Below are 20,670 nucleotides of genomic sequence, written 5' to 3' on the forward strand. Positions count from 1 at the left end.
ACCACCGTACAAGGAGGGACAGGGCCTAAGGGCGGTAGCCGATGTTCAGTTCCGCCACCGCGGTCCAGGGATTGCCGTCCACCTCCCGCGTGGCCTTGAGCCTGACGTAGCGCGCGGTGCGGGCGGTGAAGGAGACGTCCTGCTGGGCGGTGGTGTCCGGGAAGGTGCCGGAGGCCGCGGCCGTGCCCCAGTTCACCCCGTCGGTGGAGGTGAACACCTGGTAGTCGGCGATGCGGCCGTTGGGCTGCGTCTGCCTGGGCAGGTAGTGCAGGGCGGTGACGTCGTACGAGGCGCCGAGGTCCAGGGTGATCTCGTGGGGCATGGGCGCGGTGGCGGCGTACCACTGGGTGTGCCAGATGGTGGAGCCGTCGCCGTCCAGGACGTTGACGGCGCTGCCGTTCTCGCCGGCGGTCTCCTGGCTGTCGACGGCGTTCACGCTCATCTGTGCCTGCGGTACGAGGAGTTCGCCGCCGCCGGCGGGCCCGAGGTCGTCGACGGCCAGGTCGTCGAGGACGAGATCGGCCTCGTTGTGCGAGTCCTCGGGGGTCACCTTCCGTACGCCGATCCAGGCGTCGGCCCCGGCGGTGAAGGTCTTGCTGAAGGTGGTCGGGGTGCGTGCCTGGTTCAGTGCGGTGGCCGTCTCGGTGGAGCCGGATCCGGTGACGAACCGGTAGTCCCCGCTGAAGCCGCTCTCGTAGCGGAAGACGACCTTGTACGCGTGCCCCGCGGTCAGCCGCAGCGTCTGGGGCAGGGTGCGGTAGACGAGTCCGGTGCGCTCCTCGTGTGATTTCAGGGAGTTCTGCCCGCCGATGACGTCGTCGACGAGCTTCCCGTTCCAGCCGGCCTGCGTGTACGGGGCGTTGCGCTGGGCGATGTGGGTACGCGGGTCGGTGGCGGAGCCGCCCGCGCCGCCGAAGGCGAAGGGGCCCCAGCCTGCGTCGAGGTTCTCGAAGTCCTCGGCGAAGGTGTGGCCGTCGAGCGGGGTGCGGGCGGAGCGGACCACGCGTACGTCGTCCAAGTGGACGGTGCCCGGTCCGGATGCGGCGGACAGCTTCAGGGTGGCGGTGGACTGGCCGGCGGGGACGTCGAAGAGCACCTTCATCCGCTGCATCTTCGTGCCGTTCTTCTCGCTGCCGCCGAGGTCGTTCACCAGCGGGGAGGAGTCCGCGTACACGGAGGCCGCCGTGCCGGCCGCGGGGGTGACGGTGAGGGTCGCGGCCCGGCCGGTGGGGGTGGAGACCCAGACGGAGGCGGCGTAGGTGCCCGGGGTCAGGCCGGTGAGCTGCTGGGAGACGGCGGGTGCGGTGTTCGCCGCCATCGTCAGCTCGTTCTGGCCCTCGGCGTTGCGGGCGACGGCGGCGCCGGTCCCGGTCACGGGCCAGGCGTTCAGGTTGCCCGCGTAGAAGGAGGGGTCCTTGACCGGGGTGCCCTCGCCCCAGTTCGGGTCGGCCTGGGCGGGCGCGGCGCCGTCGGTGACGACGTACGCGGTCTTCGCGGTGGCCTTGAGGGTGACCCGGCCACCGGTGACGGTGAGGTCGCCGACCGGTTGGCGGCCGGTGGCGGTCAGCTCGTACAACTTGGGTGCGGACCAGCCGGCGGGCAGGGTCCAGGTGGTGGAGCCGCCCTTGTCGTTCCAGTGGTAGAGCTTGCCGTCGCGCGGGAGGAGGTAGCTGCCGCCGCTGAGGACGGTGCGCCCGCCGGTGGTGATCTTCCGGGTGCCGCCGGCGGTGGTGACGGTCGTGCCGTTCGCGAGGGTGACCGTGTCGGAGGTCCACTTCACGATCGGGGATTCCTGGAGGTACTTGGTCGGCAGGTTGACGCCGAAGGTCGTGTTCAGGAAGGCGGTGTAGTCCTTCTTGCCCTGCCAGCCCTCGTACGCGGTGAGTTCGGCGCCGCCGAGCAGCGGGCTGCGGGCGATCCAGTCGTCCTTGGCGTGGTTGGCGATGAACCGGGCGATGGTGGAGTTGATGCCCTTCAGATCACTGCCGCCGTAGTCGACGTCGGTGGCCCAGTGGTGCCAGAGGGACTGTTCGGTCAGGGTGTTGGGGAACTCGGTGGCCAGCTGGAGGCCGAGGCCGCCGACCTCTCGTTGGAGCTTGCGCGAGACGTAGCCGTCTCCGTACCAGACGTCCACGTAGAGGAAGTCGAGTCCGGGCGCGGCCGTCTTGAGGTCCTGGAGCCGCCGGAGCCGTTCGCCGGACTGGCCGTCCTTGCGCGTGTCCACGTAGTACGACTGGTCGAGCCAGTCCCAGCCCAGCCCTCCGCTCTGGTGGGCCGGGTCGAAGGTGGCGGAGACCGGGTACTCCTCGGTGGCGTTGATGTGGACGCCGAAGTCGGCGTTGTAGGCGTGGCCGGCGGTGGTGAGGGTGTTCAGGTCGACGGCGCCGCCGAGTTTGGAGCCGATGTTCTTGTAGTCCATGTGCGCCGAGTCGTGGCCCTCGGAGGCGTACCCCTTGAGGAGGACGAACTGGCCGAGGCCGTCGGTGGCGAGGGCGACCCGCTTGGTCTCGTCGAGGGTCTGCGCGAAGGGGTGGGTGGCCTGGGAGGCGAAGTTGAAGGGGATCCGCTGCACCACCCGGTCCGCGGTGTCCTGCCAGCCGGTGGGCGGGGTCCAGATGTCCCGGTAGGCGACGGCGGCGTCCTGCCAGTCGACGACGGAGTCCGCGTTTCGGTCCGCGGTGATCGCGACGCGGGCGTACGGGAGCGGCTCGGTGTCGGTGTCGGGCGCGCCCGCCGCGCGGTGGAGCCAGGCGCCGCTCCACAGTCCGGCGCGGCGGTAGGAGCCCTTGTCGGTGATCCGTTTGCTGATCCGGCCGTTCTCCCGTGCGGTGCCGCCCGAGGGCGTGTCGTAGAGGGAGTTGGAGTCGATGGCGGCGGCGAGCCTGCCGGTGTTGGCCAGGCCGTACATCACGGTGGTCGCGGCGGGGTCCACGGGGGTGCTCGCGGTGACGGGGGTGAAGGTGTCCCCGGTGCCGGTGGTGGCTGTGTGCATGGCCGCCGTGGAGAGCGCGGCGCCCGGCTGGTCGCTGCGGACGCTGACGAGGTTGTGGTCGGGGATCGCGAGGCTGCGCACGCGCAGGGCGGGGGTGTCCTCGATGGCCGTGACCTTGAACTCCACGACCGGACCGGTCACGGAGAGCCGTGATCTGATGGTCACTCCGGAGAAGGCGAGCGCGTAGTCCACGGCGGAGGCGGAGGGCGTCGAGGTCACGGCAGGGGTGTAGGCGGTTCCGTTGACGAGTACGGTGCTCAGCGGGTCCTCGTTGCCGTGCAGGACGTCGCCGGTGGCCCGGCGGGTGTAGCCGATGACGCGGGGGAAGCCGCTGTCCACACTGACGGACAGCTCGGGCGAGGTGATCGTCACGGGTGCGGCCGCCGCGGCGGGTGCGGCGGGCGCGGCCACGACCAGGGTGGCGACCAGGCCGGCCACCGCGGCCGCGGCCGGCCAGAGGGGGGTACGCATCGGGCCTCCGGGAGTCGGCGCTTCCTTGGCGGAAGACCGCTCGGCACGCAGGCCGAAGCGGTCCGCTCACTGACCTGACAGCTTGCGGACCGGGGCCGGGCAGGCCCATGGACAAAGCGGAGCGCCGTCCTGGACTTACGTGGGGAGGCTGGGGACCAAGCGGACGAAGGGGGTCAGGTGGAGGCGGGCACGAGGACGACCGCGGTCCCGTACGCGCACACCTCGGTCCCTACGTCGGCGGCGTCGGTCACGTCGAAGCGCATCATCAGGACGGCGTTCGCGCCCCGCGCCTTCGCCTGTTCGATGAGCCGGTCCATGGCCTGGTTGCGGGTCTCCACCAGGGTCTTGGTGAGGCCCTTGAGCTCTCCGCCGATCATCGACTTCAGGCCCGCGCCGATCTGGCTGCCCAGGTGGCGGGAGCGCACGGTGAGGCCGAACACCTCACCGATCACCTGCTCCACCCGGAAGCCGGGGACGTCGTTGGTCGTCACGACGAGGACGCCGGTCTGCTGCGCGCCGGGTCCGCCGCCGTAGTCTTCGATACCCATGGCCCCCACTCTCGCCCGGGCCGCCGCCGCCCGCATCCGGAGCGGGCGGGATCAGGGCATTCGGGCGGCCGGGCCGAACTCGTGGGCCACGACCACGGCCTGGGGCAGCCCGGCGCCGTTCGGGGGCGGGCACGGCCCCGCCCTTCGCGTCCGCCACGCAGAAGGCGACGGCCGGGGTCAGACCGGCCACGCGGTGGAGCGGGTGCCGAGGAAACGGAAGCGGCCCGAGGCGACCTCGTAGAAGAAGAGGCCGTCGCCCGTGTAGGTCCCGTTGGCCTGCTCGAAGGCGTAGGTCTTGGAGACGCCCTCGTACCTGGTCCCCCGCAGGGTGGGGACGAGGTCGCCGCGGCCGACCTGGGCGCGGCCCAGGCCCTGCGCGCACCGGGCCAGCAGGTGGACGGCGTCGTAGGCCTCGGCCGCGTAGGGCGGGGCGGGGGCCCGGTGGCGGGCGCGGAAGGCCGTGTCGAAGGCGCGGGCCGCGGGGGCCGCGGCCGGGTCTACCGCGGTGGAGACCAGCAGCCAGCCCTCGGCCCCCGCGCCCGCCTCCTGGAGGAAGCGGGGGTCGTGGACGGCCTGGGTAGCGATGGTCCGGCCCCTGAAGCCGGCCGCGGCCAGGGCGACGGCGAGGCGGGCCGCGCCGGAGGGCCCGCCTCCGTAGAGCACGGTGCCCGCGGCGGACCGTACGGCTTCGCGTGCGAGTTCCGTGTGGTCGGCGTCCGGGGCGACCGTGACCGGGGTCATCGGGCTCTTGCCCGCGCGCAGTGCCTCGCTGAGGAAGCGGGTGGTCTGCCAGCCGTACGGGCTGCCGTCGTCCACGACCAGGGTGGTGCCGCGCTCACGCCCGGTCAGGTATTCGACGACGGGCCGCATCTGGTAGGCGTCGTTGGGGCGCAGGCAGGTGTAGATGCGGTTCAGGTGGGTGGTGTCGCCGTCGTTGACCGTCAGGACGGGCAGGCCGGCCTGGTCGTAGCGGGCGAGGACCGCCGTGACGGCCGCCGCGCCGGTGGCCGCGAGGACGGCGACGACGGAGGTGTCGGCGGTGAACGCGTCGGCCGCGGCGGCCGCAGGGCCTGCCGCTCCCCGGTCGTCGGACTCGGCGAGCCGAAAGGCGAAGGGCAGGTCCTCGCGGGACGTGAGTTCCTCCACGGCCAGCAGGGCGCCGTCGCGCTGGGCGTTGCCCATGGCCTGGCCGGGGCCGCTCAGGTCGGCCTGGAGGCCGATGGCCAGGGTCGGGCGGACGGGGCCGGAACCCTTCTCGTCCGGTGTGGACTCCTTGTTCCGCAGCAGCCAGGCGGCCGTGCCTCCGCCACCCGCGAGGACGGTGAGGGCGGCGCCCGCTGCGAGCAGGCTCCGGCGGCGCGGCCGTGCGGGCAGGGATACGGGTACGGCCGGCGGCGCGAGAGGGGCGTCCGCAGGCGCTGCAGGCGCTGCAGGCGCGGTCGCCGCGGTCGGCCGGGTCGGCTCGATGTCGGGCAACTGGAGCATCTGCGCTGAGCGTTCGGCGATCAGCTGGAGCAGTCCGCCGGGCAGCCAGGGGCCGGGGGTGTCCTCGGCGAGGACGTCGCGCAGCTGCGCGGCTGTGGGGCGGTCCCCCGGCGCCTTGGCCAGGCACGCCGCGATCGGGGGCAGCAGCCCGTCAGGGATTCCGGCCGTGTCGGCGGTGTCGTGCACGGTGCGGAACAGCATGGCCTCGGCCGGGCCGGCGCCGAACGGGCGCCGCCCGGTGGCCGCGTACGCGAGCACGCACCCCAGGGAGAAGACGTCGCTCGGCGGTCCGACGTGACCGCCCTGGGCCTGTTCCGGCGAGAGGAAGCCGGGCGAGCCGATCACGACGTCGGTGGCGGTGAGCACGGTGTCGTCCAGGGCCCGCGCGATCCCGAAGTCGATGAGCCGCGGCCCGTCGGTGGCGAGCAGGACGTTCGCGGGCTTCACGTCGCGGTGGACGAGCCCGGCCTCGTGCACGGCGTCCAGCGCCTCGGCCAGCCGCGCCCCGAGGAAGCGGACGCTGGACGGCGGGAGCCCGCCGGCCTGCGCCACGGCGTCGCTCAGCGGCGGACCCGGCACGAACTCGGTCGCCAGCCACGGCGCGGGGGCCTCCGTGTCGGCGTCCACGACCGGGACCGCCCAGCGGCTGCGGACGCGGCGGGCCACGGCCACCTCCCGCCGGAACCGCACCCGGAAGTCGGGGTCGTCGGCGTATTCGGCCCGGACGAGTTTCACGGCGGCCAGCGCCCCGCCGGCGGACCGGCCGAGCAGGACGACCCCCATTCCGCCCGCACCGAGCCGGCCGAGGACGCGGTAGCCGCCGATCCGCGCGGGATCGGTGGCGTGCAGCGGCTGCATCAGTTCTTCAGCTCCAGTTCGACGCGGTACAGCGCCTTGGCCGCGCCCTCGGCGGCCACCTTCAGCAGGTCCCTGGTCTCGTACCCATGGGCGCCCTTGACGGAGAGGGCCATCACTACTGGGCCGATGCGGGACTTGGTCCACACGTAGCCCTGCGGGCCGCCGGATTCGGGCGAGGTGAACTTCCCCGACTCGAACATCGAGGCGTCGGCGTTGAGGACCGATTCCTTCGGCTGGTGCATCGACAGCAGGCCCAGGAGGAACTGGCCGCCGCCCAGGTCCTGGTCCGGGCAGCGGAAGCTCTGCTGCACCGTCTCCTGCATGTCACGGTCCGCGGCCGCCGCGTCCCGGTGCACGGTGAGGGTGACCGAGCCGAGCAACCGCCCCTTGCCTTCCTTGGCCGGGACGTCGATCTTCCGGGTGTAGCTGTCCAGTACGCCGTCGGGCAGCCCGGCGCGCGACCAGACGCAGTCCGCGGAGAGCACCGGCCAGTCACCGGCGCTCTCGTACGGATCGTGCGCCGCCATGCCCGCCGACCAGGAATCCGGGTCCAGGGCGGCGGCCCGCGTCAGGCGCTGCGCCTGGTCGGGGGTGTGCGGGACACGGTCCGGGTCGGGGGTGAAGGTGTACGCCGTCGGCAGTGCGCCGGGGGCGGTGGAGGCGGAGGGTGAGGGGGCCGCGGCCGAAACCGGCGCCGACGGCCCGGGCTTCGGCTTCGCCCCGGTGTCCCCGCCCGACCCGCATCCGCCCAGCGTCAGCATCGAGGCCAGTGCCCCGCTCAACGCCCCCGCCATCGTCAACCCACGCCGCATGCACGCCCCCTGAGACTTCGTCGAACCCCCGCGTGACCCTCACGGTAACCGCCGCCGGGGCCGGAGGTCATGAGTACGGGAACCCGGCGGCCTGAGCGTGAACAGCGGCGTACTGATTGGGCATATCGGGCTATACGGCGGTGCGCCGACGGCCCGGACCCGCCCGCCCTCGCCATGGTCGGCGGTGGCAGCCGCCTGGTTGCCGTCCCGCTCCGCTCGCAGCGGCCGGGCGGATCTCTTCGTAGAGGAGCCAGCTCATGCCGAAGCCCACCAGGACCATCCTCGCTCTCGCCTCCGGAAGCCTGGTGCTCGGCCTGGTAGGGGCCGGGGCCGCGGTCGCCGACGGGGCCGACGGTCGCCGCGCCGGCGGCGCGGTCGTCTCGAAGGGCCCGCTGAAGGTGCGCAGCAAGCCGACCACGTACTCCCGGGCCGTCGGGCAGCTCCAGCAGCACCGCAAGGTCGAGATCGAGTGCAAGGAGTACGGCCAGTCGGTCGACGGCAACCGCATCTGGTACCGCCTGCACAAGGAGAACGGCACGGGCGAGAACGGCAGCCGGCAGAACGGCGGCGACCAGAACGCCGGCGGCCCGAACGGCGGCACGGGCGGCCGCGGGGAGGGCGACAAGGCCTACGGCCAGGAGCACTGGGTCGCGGCCCGTTACGTCAAGAACCTCACCACGGTGCACTACTGCCGCTGACCCGCGAGCCACATCAGGGCCGCCCAGGTCAGCGGTCCGGGCGTACGGTGCGCGGCCCCACGCACCGCGCGCCGTACGCCCGGACCCGTTCGCGCAGTTCGCGGTCGGCCGTGACCACGACGCAGTCGCGCCCCGCGTGGGCCGCGGCCAGCTCGACGATCCGGTCGTCACCGCTCCCGGGCGCCGCATCCACCCGTACGCCCGGCACGGACTCGACGCCCCGGGCGGCGCCCTCGACGACGAGGATGATCTCCTCGTCGCCGCCCCGCGCCGCCAGCCGGTCGCGCAGCCGCTCGGCCGCGCCCCGCCGGTCCCGCCACCAGCCGTCCGGTACGGAGCCGACGACGTTCGCGGCATCGACGATCAGCACGCCCGTCACGACGCCGCGTCCTAGAAGTCGCCGTAGTTGACCTGCCAGGTGGGCAGGCCCATCCGGCGCCAGACCGCGACCACCCGGTCCCGGTCGTCGAGCGACACCCGAACCGCGTACCGGTGACGCACGTGCGCGTCGAAGAGTTCCGCCTTCACGAGGTCGTCGCGGCGGGTGTCGCCCGCCGCACGCATCCACAGCTCGTCGTACGGGACCTGGTGACGCCGCAGCCAGGACTCCGTCTGCGTACGGAACTCCTCGCTCCGCCCCGACAGCAGCACGATCACGTCGCCGTCGGCCCGCCGGAAGGCGTCCAGCGCGTGCCGGACCGGCTCGTTGAGCAGGTCGAACTCGCAGCGCGAGAAGTCGTACGGCCCGCGGTCGCCGGTCAGCGCGAGCGTGCCGTCGATGTCGCACAGGACCGCGGCGGGCAGCGCCGGGTCGGCGACGTACTCCCGCACCGGCGGCACGGCCATCCCGCCGGACGTGCCGTTGAGCCACTCGGCCGTCAGCCGCCAGCCGCCCTTGCGGGCCTTCTGGTGCTTGTCTGCGAGCACTCGGATGATCTCCTCGCCGACCTGGTTCTCCCGGGCGGCGTCCCGGCGCAGGCACTCCTCCAGCGGGACGCCGGTGAAGTCGTGCACGACGAAGGTGGCGAGTCCGCCGACCGCCGCCTTGAGGCGCTTCGGAATGTGCTTGGTCAGGTGGGTGTTGTCGACGACGACGTCGAAACCGCCGTCGACGGCCGCGCGGACCGCCGCGTCCTGCACGGCCAGTACGGTCTGCTCATGTGCCCAGGAGCGGCCCCGCTCGGGGTCCGGCAGGTCGAGCATGCTCCGCAGGTCGTCCAGGTTGACCCGGCGCATCCGGCCGCCGGACTGCGCCTGGAGGGCGCGCGCCGCGGTCGTCTTGCCGGAGGCCGGCAGACCCGTCATGACGTGCACGACCGGCAGCGCGGCTTTTGGCCGGTCGCCGTCCACGGGCCGGTCCGCGGCCGGTGCGGGCACGCGCGGCGCGGCCTCGCGCGCGGGTGCGCGACGCACCTCGGCGGGCGTGCTGTCGGGCACCGCTTCGGACACGGCCGTGTTCTCCTCGTCGGTGATGTACGCGTCGCCCGTCTCCGGCCGCACGTGCCGCCAGGTGGTGAGGTCGGTCGGCCGGCCGTCGAGCCGCATGAACATCGCGGCGCGGATGCCCCGGTCGCCCAGTTCCCGGACCGCGCGCGCGAAGGCGCCGCGGTCGGCGGCCAGGTGCGCGAGGCCCGCGTAGGCCTCGTCGACTGCACGCTCGTGGCGCGCCGCCACGTCCTCCAGGCGGGCGATCACCTCGCGCACCCAGGTGTCGAACTCGTCGGGCACCTGCTCCAGCAGCGCGTCCAGCGGCTTGCCGCCCGAGGCTTCGATGTCGGCGACCGCGCAGTTGAGGCCCTGGGCGAGCTGCTTGGCGGGCAGACCGGCGAACCGCTGGATGCCGTGGCTCCGCCAGATGTCGCGCTCGGTGACGCCGGTGAGCACCTTGTGCAGGCGTACGTACTCGGACAGCTTCGCCTTGGCGCGCACGCCCGAGGCGAAGCGCAGCACGAAGCCCTCCGCGTCGATGCCGGTGGCCGTGGCGCCGCCGGGCAGGGTGTTGGACTCGGTCAGCGCGATCAGCTCGTCGAGCGGCATGGCGGGCCAGACGGTCACGACGGAGCCGATGCCCTCCCAGTGCGGCGCGGCCTCGGCGAGCGGGACCTCCGTGCCGTCCCCCCCGAACGCGGCGAGCAGGACGAGGTCCCGGCGGTCGCCGTAGTCGACGACGATCCGGTTCTGCGGGTACAGGATCTCGGCGAGGTACGTGGTGCCCGGGCGCAGGGCCGCGGTGTCCTTGGTGTCGAGCAGGCGCTGGGCCCAAGTGGCCTGGGCGCTGATGAAGGAGCCCTTGGAGGCGACCCGCCAGCGGTCCGCGTAGTGGAAGACGACGGCGAGGCTACCGTCGACCTTGTCGTACACCTCGAACGGCTCGTCCGGGAGGGCGGGGGCGTACGGCTGACCCGACTCGTGCTCGCCGACGTTGAAGAACTTCGGCAGCGGCAGCGCGACGATCGCGCCCGTGGTGTCGTCGGCGACGAGTCCGCGGCAGCGCGTGGTGACCTGGTTCCAGACCCGCTCGTACTGGGCCGTCCTCGTGTACGTGTAGATGGACAGCGGCAGTTCCGGGTGCGACTTGCGGGTCACGTACCCGGCGTCGATCGAGTCCGCCAGTGCCTGAGCGGGCAGCAGGTCATGCAGAGTCAGGTGGTCCTGGCTCATGGGTTCCTCCCAGTTCGAGATGCTGCATTCTCGCCTGTGGAAGGGGCTGTCCGGTACTCGATTACGCCTGGTCGCGAGCTGTGCCCAGGCGGTTGATGTCCTTCGGGCGCAGGACGCGGCCGGGGACCTCGGTGCCCGGTGTGGCGACGGCGATCATGGCGCGGCCCAGTGTCTCGGTGGTGATGACGAGGTCCGGCGCGATCCGGCGCAGCAGCGGGATCAGCGGCGCGGTCACGGCGTACAGGGTCCGGTAGAGCCGGGTCCTGGAAGGCACACCGCGCACCGGCTGGACGATTCCGGGGCGGAACATGTAGGCCTGGAAGGGCAGTTCGAGCAGGGCGTTCTCGGTCCTGCCCTTCACCCGGGCCCACATGGAACGGCCCCGCTCGGTGCTGTCCGTGCCCTCGCCGGACACGTAGACGAAGGTCAGGCGGGGGTTGGCGGCGGCGAGGGGACGGGCCACCGCGAGCGTCAGGTCGTAGGTGACGCGCCGGTACTCCTCCTCCTTCATGCCGACGGAGGAGACGCCGAGGCAGAAGAAGCAGGCGTCGTACGCGGCCAGGTCGAGGTCCGGGGCCGAGAGGTCGGAGGGGTCGCTGCGGACACGCTCGCGCAGTTTGGGGTGGGTGACGCCGAGCGGGGTGCGGCCGACGGCGAGGACGCCGGTGACGGAGTCGTCGCGCAGGCATTCGCGGAGCACTCCCCGGCCGATCATTCCGGTGGCGCCGAAGAGGATGACGTTCACACGAAGTCCGCTTGGTGGGTGATGCACAGCTCGTTGCCCTGCGGGTCGGCGAGGGTGGTCCACGCCGATGGGCCCACCCGGCCGTCGTGGAGGAAGGTCGCGCCCTTGGCGAGCAGCCGGTCGACGACGGTCTTGGGGTCGTCCGACCCGATGCGGACGTCGAGGTGGACCCGGTTCTTGGCCGTCTTGGGCTCGGGGACGAGCTGGAACAGGATCCGGGGGGCGCGTTCCAGGCCTTCCGGGTGGCGGATGGCGGCGCCGATCTTCCACACGAGGGTGCCGTTGTGGGTGGTGGTGTCGGCCTCGCTCGCGTGGCCCGCGGCGATCAGGCCGCGGATGAAGCCCTCGTCGCTCGGCTCCACCTCCCAGCCGAGGGCGTCGGCCCACCAGTCGGCGAGGGGGTGGGGGTCGGCGCAGTCGATGGTCACCTGGAACGTGTATGCCATGCCGGGACCCTACTGAGCGGCCACGGCCGCCGCCACAGGAGTGGGCGGGCAGGCCCCGGGCGGGGTCGGGTCATCCGGTCGCCGTCCCCGGTGGGCCGCCCCGCCGGGCGGCGCGCGCGGCCCGGTGGGAGGCGAGGAAGGCGACGAAGATCAGCAGCCAGGCTCCGACGGCGATCCAGAGCAGGACCTCGCCGAGCGGGCGCAGCCACGGCACGCCGGCCGGGTCCGCGGCGGAGAGGCAGGCGGTGGCCGTCATTCCGAGCGGGAAGACGGTGGCCCAGCGACGGATGTCGTAGCGCGTCCGGGGGTGGCGCAGTTCGGCGCCGAGGAGGACGGCGTACCAGACGAGGGAGAGGCCGAGCGTCACCAGCGTGACGGTCCGCAGGGCCGTGTGCGCTCCCCCGGTCCATACGGGTGACGCCGTGAGTTTGGAGCCGGCCAGGGCGGAGATGGCCAGCGCGCCGCCCGCCACCCAGTGGTCGCCCGCGCCGCCCACGACCTCGCGGAGGTCGAAGAGGACCAGGGCCGCCACGTAGAGCAGCAGGCCCAGGCAGAACGCGGCAAGCGCCGCCCAGGCCGGCCAGTCGTGACGGCCGGCGGCGGCGAGGGTGGCGGCGAGTACGGCGAGTCCCTGAGTGGCGACGCAGCCGAGGAACACCGCCCCCGGCATGCGCCGCCGCCAGTGCCGTACGACGTGCAGCAGGAGCCCCGGCCAGATCACGGCGGCCAGCGCCAGCAGCGCGGCGGCCGCGGTCTGCCAGCCGAGCAGCGAGATCCGGGTTCCGAGCACGGTGGTGGCTGCGACGGCGGTCAGCGCGGCCGGGGTGTCGGCCTCGGCCCGGAACCGCCCGCGGTCAGCCAGCAGCCGGGACGCGAAGTCGGCGGCGAGTACCAGCCACAGCGCCGCGGAGATGGCCAGCGCCACCAGCGAGACCACCTCGTGCCCGGTCAGGTGCAGGCCGACGGAGAGGATGCCGGCGGCCATGACGGCGGCTCCGGCCGCCGGCGGGAGTCCGGCACGCCAGCCGCGACCAGGAAGAGCGCTCACCTCCCCAGCGGACCCCACCGGTCCGCGCCCCGCCAGCCGACACGCCTGGGGCCGCGTCCCGGAAGGGGTACGGGAACGGGAACCGTCCAGGTGGCGTACGCGTCTCCCGCTCCGCCGTCTCGTTCCCTGCCCGCAGGATCCCGGGCCGGACGGGCACACGGTCGCCCAAACCATCTGCGCGCAAGATCAACGAATTCTGCGCGCGATGCACATGCGCGACCGCTGCCCGGTCCTAGGCTCGGGTGAGACGGGGGCCTGCCGGTCCGTCACAGGGGAACGGACCGGCGGGCTTTCTCCGCGCGCCCTCGGCGCCCCGTTCCGGCACCGGGGTAGCGTCGCCACCGCTCGGCCGGTGGCCGGAACTCGATCTTGCGGCAGCGGTTAGGCCTACCTACCTTGGGCTCGCCCGTGTGGGCACACCCATCCCGCACGTCGACACCCGTACCTCACGCCTCACACCTCGGCACGACTTCGGGACCCGTCCCCAACCGAAGGAGCCCCCCAATGACCGCACATCTCGACAGAAACCAGCCGTACGCCCTCGCCCTGTTCCGTATCGTGACGGGACTGCTGTTCGCCTCGCACGGAGCCGCCTCGCTCTTCGGCGTCCTCGGCGGCGCGCACGGCGGCGGCACGGTCCCCGTCGGCAGCTGGCCCGGCTGGTACGCCGCCGCCATCCAGCTGGTGGCGGGCGTCCTGATCCTGCTGGGCCTCGGCACCAGGGCCGCTGCCTTCGTCGCCTCCGGCTCGATGGCGTACGCGTACTTCACCGTCCACCAGCCGGGCGCCCTCTGGCCGTTGCAGAACGGCGGCGAGCCGTCGGCGATGTTCTGCTGGGCCTTCCTGCTGCTGGTGTTCACCGGCCCGGGCGCGTTCGCCGTGGACGGCCTGTTCACCTCCCGTGCCTCCGGCCGCCGGTCCGACGACGAACGCAGCCCGGAGGCCGTGGCCGCGTGAAGGCCTGCGGACCCGGCTGACGGCACGGCCTAACGCGGCGGCGCGACCAGGCCCATCTCGTCGGCGGTGATAACGAGATGGACCCGGTCCCGCGCGCCGAGCTTGCTGGACGGGCGCGCCACGTGTGATTTGGCCGTGGCCGCCGAGATGAACAGCTCCTCGGCTATCTCCGCGTTCGACCGGCCCCGCCCCACCAGGGTGAGGACCTCCCGCTCCCGCTCGGTGATCCCCGCGACCGCCCGGAACCCGCCTTCCCCGGCCGCGGGCCCCGCGCCGGGGCCGGGCCCCCGGACGATGTCCGCGATCAGGCGGCGCGTCAACCCCGGCGCACATCGGGACGCCCGCTCCGTACCCTCCGTGGCCGCCGTACCTGCCGTCCTTGCTGGCGTTCGCGATTGCCGGATCTCCATGCCGTGACCGTAGCCAGCTGGCCCGGGCCCGGGCATCGGCCCCCGGATGTACACCCCGGGGCGGGTGGGCACACGGCTTTGCCACCGCCCGTGGGATGTGCGCCGACGGTCCGCCCCCGCAGGCTGGACGCGTGATCGAGGTCAGAGAACTCACCAAGCGGTACGGCACCAGGGCCGCCGTCGACCGGCTGTCCTTCACGGCCGGACCCGGCACGGTCACCGCGCTCCTCGGCCCCGCCGGGGCGGGCAAGACCAGCGCGCTCCGGCTGATCCTGGGCCTGGACCCCACGGCGGGGACGGCCAACGGTGGGCGGCGTCCCGCTGCGCGGTCGTCCGCGCAGCCCGCACCAGGTCGGCTCCCTGCCGGCGCCGAAACCGCCCTGCATGGCCGCCGCATGGCCGGCGCGCTGCTGTCGGCGCCGGCCCGCGAACAGGGCGCCCGGCCGGGGCGGGTGGCCGAGGTACTGGCGGAGACGGGCCTGGCGCGGGAGCCGCGGCGGCGCGTACGGACGTACTCCCCGGCGATGCTGCAGCGGCTGCGCATCGCGGCCGCGCTGCTCGGGGATCTCCCGTGCTGCTCTTCGACGAACCCCTCCGCGGGCTGGACCCCGAAGGCGTGCGGTGGGCGCACCGGCTGCTGCGGGCTCTGGCCGCCGAGGGCCGGACGGTCGTGGTCACCGGGGAGCGCGGGGGAGATCGCCGGGACCGCCGACCGGCTGGTCGTCCTCGGCCGGGGGCGGCTGGTCGCCGCCTTGTCCGGGGACGGGTTCGCCGCCCGGCGCGCCGCGGCCCGGGTCGTGGTGGGCAGTCCGCGCGGCGCCGATCTGGCCGCCGTGCTGAGGGGCCGGGGGGCGACGGTCGTACGGTCCGGTGCGGCGGGACGCGAGCGGCTCGCGGTGACCGGGATGACGGCGAACTCACCGTGGCTGACCCCGACTTCCCCGGCTTCCCCGGTGCCGGAGGGCAGCCGATAGCCTGAACGGCATGGATGAGCTCGACGGAGTGGAGATCGTCGCCTTCGCGGACGGCGCGGCGTTCGAGAGCTGGCTGGCCGAGCACCACACGCGCCACGAAGGCGTGTGGATCAAGATGGCCAAGAAGAAGTCCGGCATCCCGTCCGTCGGCGATGACGAGGTCGTCGACATCGGGCTCTGCTACGGCTGGATCTCCGGGCAGCGGCGCTCCCTCGACGGGACCCACTACCTGCAGAAGTACGTGCCACGTCGGCCCAGGAGCCTGTGGTCGCAGGTGAACGTGGAGAAGGTCGCGATGCTGACGGCCGCCGGGCGGATGCGCGAACCGGGACTGGCCGAGGTGCGCAAGGCGCAGGAGGACGGTCGGTGGGCGCGGGCCTACGAGTCGCAGAGGACGGCGACGGTTCCGCCCGACCTCGCGGCGGCGCTCGACGCGAGCCCCGCGGCCAGAAAGGCGTTCGAGGCCCTCGACAGAACCGGGCGCTACCTGGTGGTCCTGCCACTGCTCCAGGCGCCGACCCCGAAGACCCGGCAGGCAAAGCTGGAGAAGGCGGTGCAGATGCTGGCGGCCGGCGAACGGCCGGGGTGACGATCAGGCCCGGCTCCCCGAGGGGAGCCGGGCCTGATCACCGAAACCGGGGGACCTCAGGAACGCGCGCCGCGGTCCTGCTCGGCGCGCTCGGCGTCCTTCGCGGCCTTCTCCGCGTTCTTCTCCTTGATCCGCACCGCTTCCTTGCGGACATCGGCCTGAGTGGCGCGCTCCCGCTGCAGCCACTCGGGGGCTTCCTGCTTCAGTGCTTCGATCTGCTCGGTGGTGAGCGGCTCCGTGACTCCGCCGCGGGCGAGGCCGGCGATGGACACGCCGAGCTTCGCGGCGACCACGGGACGGGGGTGCGGGCCGTTGCGCCGCAGTTCCTGCAGCCACTGGGGCGGGTCTGCCTGCAGCGCACTCAATTCATTGCGCGAGACGACACCCTCCTGGAACTCGGCGGGGGTGGCCTCGAGGTACACGCCCAGCTTCTTCGCCGCGGTTGCGGGCTTCATCGTCTGGGTGCTCTGGTGCGACGTCATGGTGTCAAGAGTATCGATCGTGTGCGCTAGCTCCGACCACGACCGGTAACCTGGCGGGGTGACAGGCTCGGAAGTACCCCATTCGTTCCGGCTCGCTTATGTCCCCGGGGTGACACCCACCAAGTGGATCCGGATCTGGAATGAGCGACTGCCCGACATCCCGCTGACCCTCGTCGCGGTGTCCCCCACCGAGGCCTTCGGTGTGCTGCGCGGCGGCGGCGCCGACGCCGGCTTCGTGCGGCTGCCGGTGGACCGTACGGACCTCAGCGCGATCCCCCTCTACACCGAGACCACCGTGGTCGTGATCCCCAAGGACCACCTCGTGGCGTCCGCCGAAGAGGTGTCCACGGAGGATCTGGCCGAGGAGATCGTGCTGCACCCGCTCGACGACACGCTCGACTGGGAGCGACTGCCGGGACGGCCCGCGATCGAGCGCCCCGCGACGACGGCGGACGCCATCGAGCTGGTGGCCGCCGGCGTGGGCGTACTCGTCGTCCCGCAGTCCCTCGCGCGCCTGCACCACCGCAAGGACCTGACGTACCGGCCGGTCTCGGACGCCCCCGAGTCGCGCGTCGCGCTGTCGTGGCCGCAGGACGAGACCACGGACCTGGTGGAGCAGTTCATCGGGATCGTCCGCGGCCGGACCGTCAACAGCACCCGGGGACGCCCGGCGCCCGCGGAGCAGCCCAAGGCGACGGCCAAGGCGAAGGCCAAGGCCAGGGCGAAGCGTCCGGACGCGGGCGGGAGCGGTGGCGCGCAGCGCAAGACCGCGTCCGGAAAGCCGGCCGGCAAGGGCGCGCGCGGCGGTTCGGGCGGCCCCAAGGGCGGCAAGGGCGGCAAGCCCCGCCGCCGGTCGTAGCCGACGGCGTCGAGAAGGGACGCCCGCGACGGCCGGGGCTGGGGGACACGGATCCCCCAGCGGTGTATTCAGGAGAGATGGATCTCCGGCCGTCGTACGTGCCCCGCCCACGATCCCGGACAGCGCGCCACGCGCAGCTGGCGGTTCCGTTCGTGTTGATCGCGCTGGTCACGGCGGTCGACATCATCGCTCCGCCCGATGTCCACCTCGGTCCCTTCCTGGTCGCCGCACCGGCCGTGACCGCTTCGTTCGCCGGGCCGTGGATGACGGGGTTCGTAGGCCTGGTCGCCGTACTGGCCCAAACGGTGGTGGCGGCGACGCGCACGACGCTGACCGATCTGAACCACACCTTCCAGATCGTCGCGCTGATCATGATCTCGGTGTTCGTGACCGTCTTCGCCCACCTGCGCGAGGTGCACGAGAAGGAACTGGTCCAGTTGCGGTCGGTGGCCGAGACCGCGCAGGAGGTGGTCCTGCGCCCGCTGCGCGACCGGATGGGCCCGCTGGGCGTCGCCTCGGTGTACCTGGCGGCGGCGGCCGAGGCCCAGATCGGCGGAGATCTGTACGCCGCCGCCCGTACGGCCTCCGCGACGCGCCTGATCATCGGCGATGTCCGGGGCAAGGGGCTGGGGGCGGTAGGGGACGCCGCGCTCGTCCTCGGCGCCTTCCGGGCGGCCGCCCATCAGGAGGCCGGCCTGCCGGGGCTGGTGGCCTACCTGGAGGCAGCGGTCTCCCCGGACCTGGACGACTCCGGGGACCGGGGCGAAAGCTTCATCACGGCGGCCGTCCTGGAGATCCCCGACGAGGAGCCCGTGCTGCACCTCGTCAGCTGCGGCCACCCGCCGCCGCTGTTGCTGCGCGACGGCCGGGCCGTCCCGCTCGACGTGACCCAGCCCGCTCCGCCGCTCGGCCTCGCCGGGCTGGTGGAATCCTCCGTCACCGCGCAGAGCTTCGCCTTCGCGGCGGGAGACGTCCTGCTCCTGTACACGGACGGGGTCCTGGAGGCGCGCGACCGGGCCGGCGTGTTCTACCCCCTCACGGAACATGCGGCCGCCTGGTCGGGCATGCACCCCCGCGCCCTCCTGGACCGGCTGTGCGAGGACCTGCTCGCCCACGCGGCCGGCAGCACGCTCGGCGACGACGCGGCGATGGTGGCGATCGAACGTCTCGCCTAGCTCCGGTCCCCCACAATATGATCATGCTGAACATCGGAACGATCGTCATGGGCGCCACGGATGTCCGGCGGGCGGCGGAATTCTGGGCGCGGGCGCTCGGATACGTCCCCCGGGGCGGCGAGGTGGACCCCGACTGGACCGTCCTGGTCCCCGCCGACGGCCGGGGCCCCGGTGTGGCCCTCGGCCGCAGCACCTCGCCCGTACAGGACCGTCCGCGCGTCCACCTCGACCTGTACGCCGCGGACGCGGCGGAGCAGGAGGCGGAGGTCGCGCGCCTGGTATCCCTGGGCGCCCGGCACGTCGAGTGGGACTCCTACCCGCAGGACCCGGACTTCGTGGTACTGGCCGACCCCGAGGGCAACCGCTTCTGCGTCGTCGACAGCACCCACGGCTGACCCCTCGCCGGACGGCGGTTCAGTCGTCCTCGTCGTAGACCCCTGCCTCCACTTCGAGCGCGAGCTGCTGCAGCACGTCGATCGCGGAGAGGTCCGTCCGGCCGCCGTCGTGCGCCATCGCGAGGCTGGTGAAGGCGAGGCTGAAACCGGCGACCATGGTCTGCAGAGCGGGACCGAGCGCCTCCGCGACCAGTCGGGCCACTTGTTGGGGAGAGGACTCGGCCGGGACGCTGATGGAGGGCAGCATCTCGTTCAGCAGCTTGGTGACGACCCCGGCGTCGCGTTCATGAATGTCGTCGTCCTCACCGGCCTCCGCCGCCCGACGGATCTCCTGGGCTTCCGTGAGAATCCCGATGACTCGCTTGAGAACCTCTGCACGCTCCATCTCCGCAGCGTAGCTCCGCATGCCCGCTTCCTGAGGCCCTTCTTTCCTCTGCCTTAAGTGGAACCTAAGCTTCGTGGGCGGCGCCCCGAAACGAACGGATGTCCGTTTCGGGGCGGCTAGCGTGCTGCCTCGTCCTCCCAACTCCCCAGTAACACAGAGGCAGGCACGCGATGAGCAGGACAAGTGGGCACCGGCGCACGACAAGCCGGGCGGCGAAGGTCACGGGCGCGATCGTTGCGGCGGCGGTGATCGGCGGCACGGCCGTCGCGTTGACCGGCACCGCGCAGGCGAGTTCCGTCGGAGCGGTGTACACGAAATCCAGCTCCTGGAGCGGCGGTTACACCGGCCAGTACGTCATCACGAACAGCACCGGGCAGGCCCAGTCGGACTGGACGCTCCAGTTCGACCTGCCGGCCGGCGTGAAGGTCGACTCCCTGTGGAACGGTGTCCACACGGTCGACGGGCAGCACGTCACGGTGAAGCCCGCGAGCTGGAACCGGCAGCTGGCGGCGGGAGCCTCCGTCACCGTCGGCTTCGTGACCAGCGGCTCCGGCGCCCCGGGCGACCCGACCGGCTGCCGCATCAACGGGCTGAAGTGCTCGGTGGACCAGGGCGCGACGGCCGGTCCGACCGGGCGGCCCACCGTCCGGCCCACGTCCGCACCCACCACCGCGCCCACGGCCACCGCCACCGCGACGGCGACGGCGACCGCGACGCCGACCCGGACGACGTCGCCCACCCCCACCGCGACCTCCCCCGCCACTCCCGGCGCGCGCTTCGCCCCGTACGTGGACACCTCGCTGTATCCCGCGTACGACCTGGTCGACACCGCGACCAGGACCGGCGTGAAGGAGTTCCACCTCGCCTTCATCACCTCCGGCGGCGGCTGCGCACCGCTGTGGGGCGGTGTCACGGACCTCGCGAGCGACAAGGTCGCAAGCCAGATCGGTGCGCTGCGGTCCAAGGGCGGCGACGTCCGCGTGTCCTTCGGCGGGGCCGCCGGTCACGAACTGGCGCTGAACTGCGCCACCGTCGACGAGCTGGCCGCCGCCTACGGAAAGGTCGTCGACCAGTACGGCCTCACCAAGGTCGACTTCGACATCGAGGGCGCTGCCCTGCCCGACACCGCGGCCAACGCGCGCCGCGCCCAGGCCATCGCCCGGCTCCAGAAGTCCCACCCGGGCCTGGACGTGGCCTTCACCCTGCCCGTGATGCCCGAGGGGCTGACCCAGCCGGGAGTGGCGCTGCTGGCCGACGCCCGGAAGAACGGCGTCCGGGTCGACGCCGTCAACGTCATGGCGATGGACTACGGGCCCGCGTACAGCGGGGACATGGGGCAGTACGCGGTCCAGGCCGCTACGGCCACCCAGGCCCAGCTCAAGGGTGTGCTCGGGCTCTCCGACGCGGCGGCCTGGAAGGCGGTGGCCGTCACGCCGATGATCGGCGTCAACGACGTGGCGACCGAGATCTTCACCGTCTCCGACGCCTCGCAGCTCGTCGACTTCGCGGCGGCCAAGGGGATCGGCCGACTGGCGATGTGGTCCTCGGCCCGGGACCGGCAGTGCGCGGCCGGGGCCGTCAACCACGCGGACGCCACGTGCAGTTCCATCCTCCAGGAGCCGCTGGCCTTCACCAAGGCGTTCGCGGCGTTCAAGTAGCCGCCGCCGGACGGGCCCGTCG

The 20,670-nt window shown here is 72.9% G+C and carries 20 protein-coding genes; 8 read left to right on the top strand and 12 right to left on the bottom strand.

The window, feature by feature from the left end; genetic code table 11:
- Positions 1-25: 25 nt before the first annotated feature.
- The 4 genes from ACFYOB_RS03235 to ACFYOB_RS03250 all read right to left on the bottom strand — a co-directional run bounded on the left by ACFYOB_RS03235 (position 26) and on the right by ACFYOB_RS03250 (position 7,166).
- Positions 26-3,463, bottom strand: a complete 3,438-nt coding sequence (locus ACFYOB_RS03235) for an endo-alpha-N-acetylgalactosaminidase family protein (protein WP_388553700.1) — start codon at positions 3,461-3,463, stop codon at positions 26-28.
- Positions 3,464-3,636: 173 nt separating this feature from the next.
- Positions 3,637-4,011, bottom strand: a complete 375-nt coding sequence (locus tag ACFYOB_RS03240) for a YbjQ family protein (protein ID WP_388553703.1) — start codon at positions 4,009-4,011, stop codon at positions 3,637-3,639.
- Between the two features lie 177 nt (positions 4,012-4,188).
- Entirely contained in the window at positions 4,189-6,354 is a 2,166-nt protein-coding gene (locus tag ACFYOB_RS03245; protein WP_388553706.1) for a bifunctional serine/threonine-protein kinase/ABC transporter substrate-binding protein, read from the bottom strand.
- Entirely contained in the window at positions 6,354-7,166 is an 813-nt protein-coding gene (locus tag ACFYOB_RS03250) for a hypothetical protein (protein WP_388553710.1), read from the bottom strand. The genes ACFYOB_RS03245 and ACFYOB_RS03250 overlap by 1 nt, the downstream gene beginning before the upstream one ends.
- A gap of 257 nt (positions 7,167-7,423) precedes the next feature.
- Between ACFYOB_RS03250 and ACFYOB_RS03255 the strand changes: the two genes are divergently transcribed.
- Positions 7,424-7,864, top strand: a complete 441-nt coding sequence (locus ACFYOB_RS03255) for an SH3 domain-containing protein (RefSeq protein ID WP_388553713.1) — start codon at positions 7,424-7,426, stop codon at positions 7,862-7,864.
- Positions 7,865-7,892: 28 nt separating this feature from the next.
- On the opposite strand, the gene ACFYOB_RS03260 is transcribed toward ACFYOB_RS03255, so the two are convergent.
- The 5 genes from ACFYOB_RS03260 to ACFYOB_RS03280 form a co-directional block, all read right to left on the bottom strand.
- Positions 7,893-8,243 carry an NTP pyrophosphohydrolase gene (locus ACFYOB_RS03260; RefSeq protein ID WP_388553716.1) on the bottom strand — a complete coding sequence of 117 codons (351 nt, stop codon included), beginning with the start codon at positions 8,241-8,243 and terminating at the stop codon, positions 7,893-7,895.
- Between the two features lie 11 nt (positions 8,244-8,254).
- Positions 8,255-10,525, bottom strand: a complete 2,271-nt coding sequence (locus tag ACFYOB_RS03265) for an AAA family ATPase (RefSeq protein ID WP_388553719.1) — start codon at positions 10,523-10,525, stop codon at positions 8,255-8,257.
- Between the two features lie 61 nt (positions 10,526-10,586).
- Positions 10,587-11,270: an epimerase gene (locus ACFYOB_RS03270; protein ID WP_388553721.1), complete on the bottom strand. Its 684-nt coding sequence runs from the start codon at positions 11,268-11,270 to the stop codon at positions 10,587-10,589.
- On the bottom strand, positions 11,267-11,716 hold the full coding sequence (locus tag ACFYOB_RS03275; protein ID WP_388553724.1) for a VOC family protein: 450 nt from the start codon (positions 11,714-11,716) through the stop codon (positions 11,267-11,269). Before ACFYOB_RS03275 ends, ACFYOB_RS03270 begins: the two co-directional genes overlap by 4 nt.
- 70 nt (positions 11,717-11,786) lie before the next feature.
- The gene (locus ACFYOB_RS03280; RefSeq protein WP_388553727.1) at positions 11,787-12,764 is read right to left on the bottom strand and encodes a tellurite resistance/C4-dicarboxylate transporter family protein; all 978 of its coding nucleotides are present in this window, start codon (positions 12,762-12,764) and stop codon (positions 11,787-11,789) included.
- A 504-nt stretch (positions 12,765-13,268) separates the two neighbouring features.
- Here ACFYOB_RS03280 and ACFYOB_RS03285 point away from each other — a divergent pair.
- Complete coding sequence (locus ACFYOB_RS03285; protein WP_388553730.1) at positions 13,269-13,721, top strand: DoxX family protein; 453 nt, start codon at positions 13,269-13,271, stop codon at positions 13,719-13,721.
- Positions 13,722-13,750: 29 nt separating this feature from the next.
- On the opposite strand, the gene ACFYOB_RS03290 is transcribed toward ACFYOB_RS03285, so the two are convergent.
- Entirely contained in the window at positions 13,751-14,041 is a 291-nt protein-coding gene (locus ACFYOB_RS03290) for a response regulator transcription factor (protein ID WP_388553733.1), read from the bottom strand.
- 221 nt (positions 14,042-14,262) lie between these two features.
- Between ACFYOB_RS03290 and ACFYOB_RS03295 the strand changes: the two genes are divergently transcribed.
- Positions 14,263-15,105, top strand: a complete 843-nt coding sequence (locus tag ACFYOB_RS03295; protein WP_388553736.1) for an ATP-binding cassette domain-containing protein — start codon at positions 14,263-14,265, stop codon at positions 15,103-15,105.
- Between the two features lie 10 nt (positions 15,106-15,115).
- Positions 15,116-15,694 (top strand): YdeI family protein, encoded by a 579-nt coding sequence (locus ACFYOB_RS03300; protein WP_388553739.1) that lies wholly within the window; start codon positions 15,116-15,118, stop codon positions 15,692-15,694.
- Positions 15,695-15,750: 56 nt separating this feature from the next.
- On the opposite strand, the gene ACFYOB_RS03305 is transcribed toward ACFYOB_RS03300, so the two are convergent.
- A complete protein-coding gene (locus ACFYOB_RS03305; RefSeq protein WP_388553743.1) occupies positions 15,751-16,176 on the bottom strand; it encodes a DUF5997 family protein in 426 nt (141 codons plus the stop codon).
- A gap of 58 nt (positions 16,177-16,234) precedes the next feature.
- Between ACFYOB_RS03305 and ACFYOB_RS03310 the strand changes: the two genes are divergently transcribed.
- The 3 genes from ACFYOB_RS03310 (at position 16,235) to ACFYOB_RS03320 (ending at position 18,605) form a co-directional block, all read left to right on the top strand.
- Positions 16,235-17,035 carry a LysR substrate-binding domain-containing protein gene (locus ACFYOB_RS03310; RefSeq protein WP_388553746.1) on the top strand — a complete coding sequence of 267 codons (801 nt, stop codon included), beginning with the start codon at positions 16,235-16,237 and terminating at the stop codon, positions 17,033-17,035.
- Positions 17,036-17,112: 77 nt separating this feature from the next.
- Positions 17,113-18,210: a PP2C family protein-serine/threonine phosphatase gene (locus tag ACFYOB_RS03315; RefSeq protein ID WP_388553748.1), complete on the top strand. Its 1,098-nt coding sequence runs from the start codon at positions 17,113-17,115 to the stop codon at positions 18,208-18,210.
- A gap of 23 nt (positions 18,211-18,233) precedes the next feature.
- Entirely contained in the window at positions 18,234-18,605 is a 372-nt protein-coding gene (locus tag ACFYOB_RS03320) for a VOC family protein (protein ID WP_388553750.1), read from the top strand.
- Between the two features lie 19 nt (positions 18,606-18,624).
- On the opposite strand, the gene ACFYOB_RS03325 is transcribed toward ACFYOB_RS03320, so the two are convergent.
- The gene (locus ACFYOB_RS03325) at positions 18,625-18,990 is read right to left on the bottom strand and encodes a hypothetical protein (protein ID WP_388553752.1); all 366 of its coding nucleotides are present in this window, start codon (positions 18,988-18,990) and stop codon (positions 18,625-18,627) included.
- A 170-nt stretch (positions 18,991-19,160) separates the two neighbouring features.
- Here ACFYOB_RS03325 and ACFYOB_RS03330 point away from each other — a divergent pair, with 170 nt between their 5' ends.
- Positions 19,161-20,648, top strand: coding sequence for a cellulose binding domain-containing protein (locus ACFYOB_RS03330; protein WP_388553754.1), 1,488 nt, complete (start codon positions 19,161-19,163; stop codon positions 20,646-20,648).
- The last annotated feature ends 22 nt before the right edge of the window (positions 20,649-20,670 follow it).

Origin of the sequence: Streptomyces sp. NPDC006463 (genome assembly GCF_042870715.1) — a bacterium.
Classification (GTDB): Bacteria; Actinomycetota; Actinomycetes; order Streptomycetales; family Streptomycetaceae; genus Streptomyces.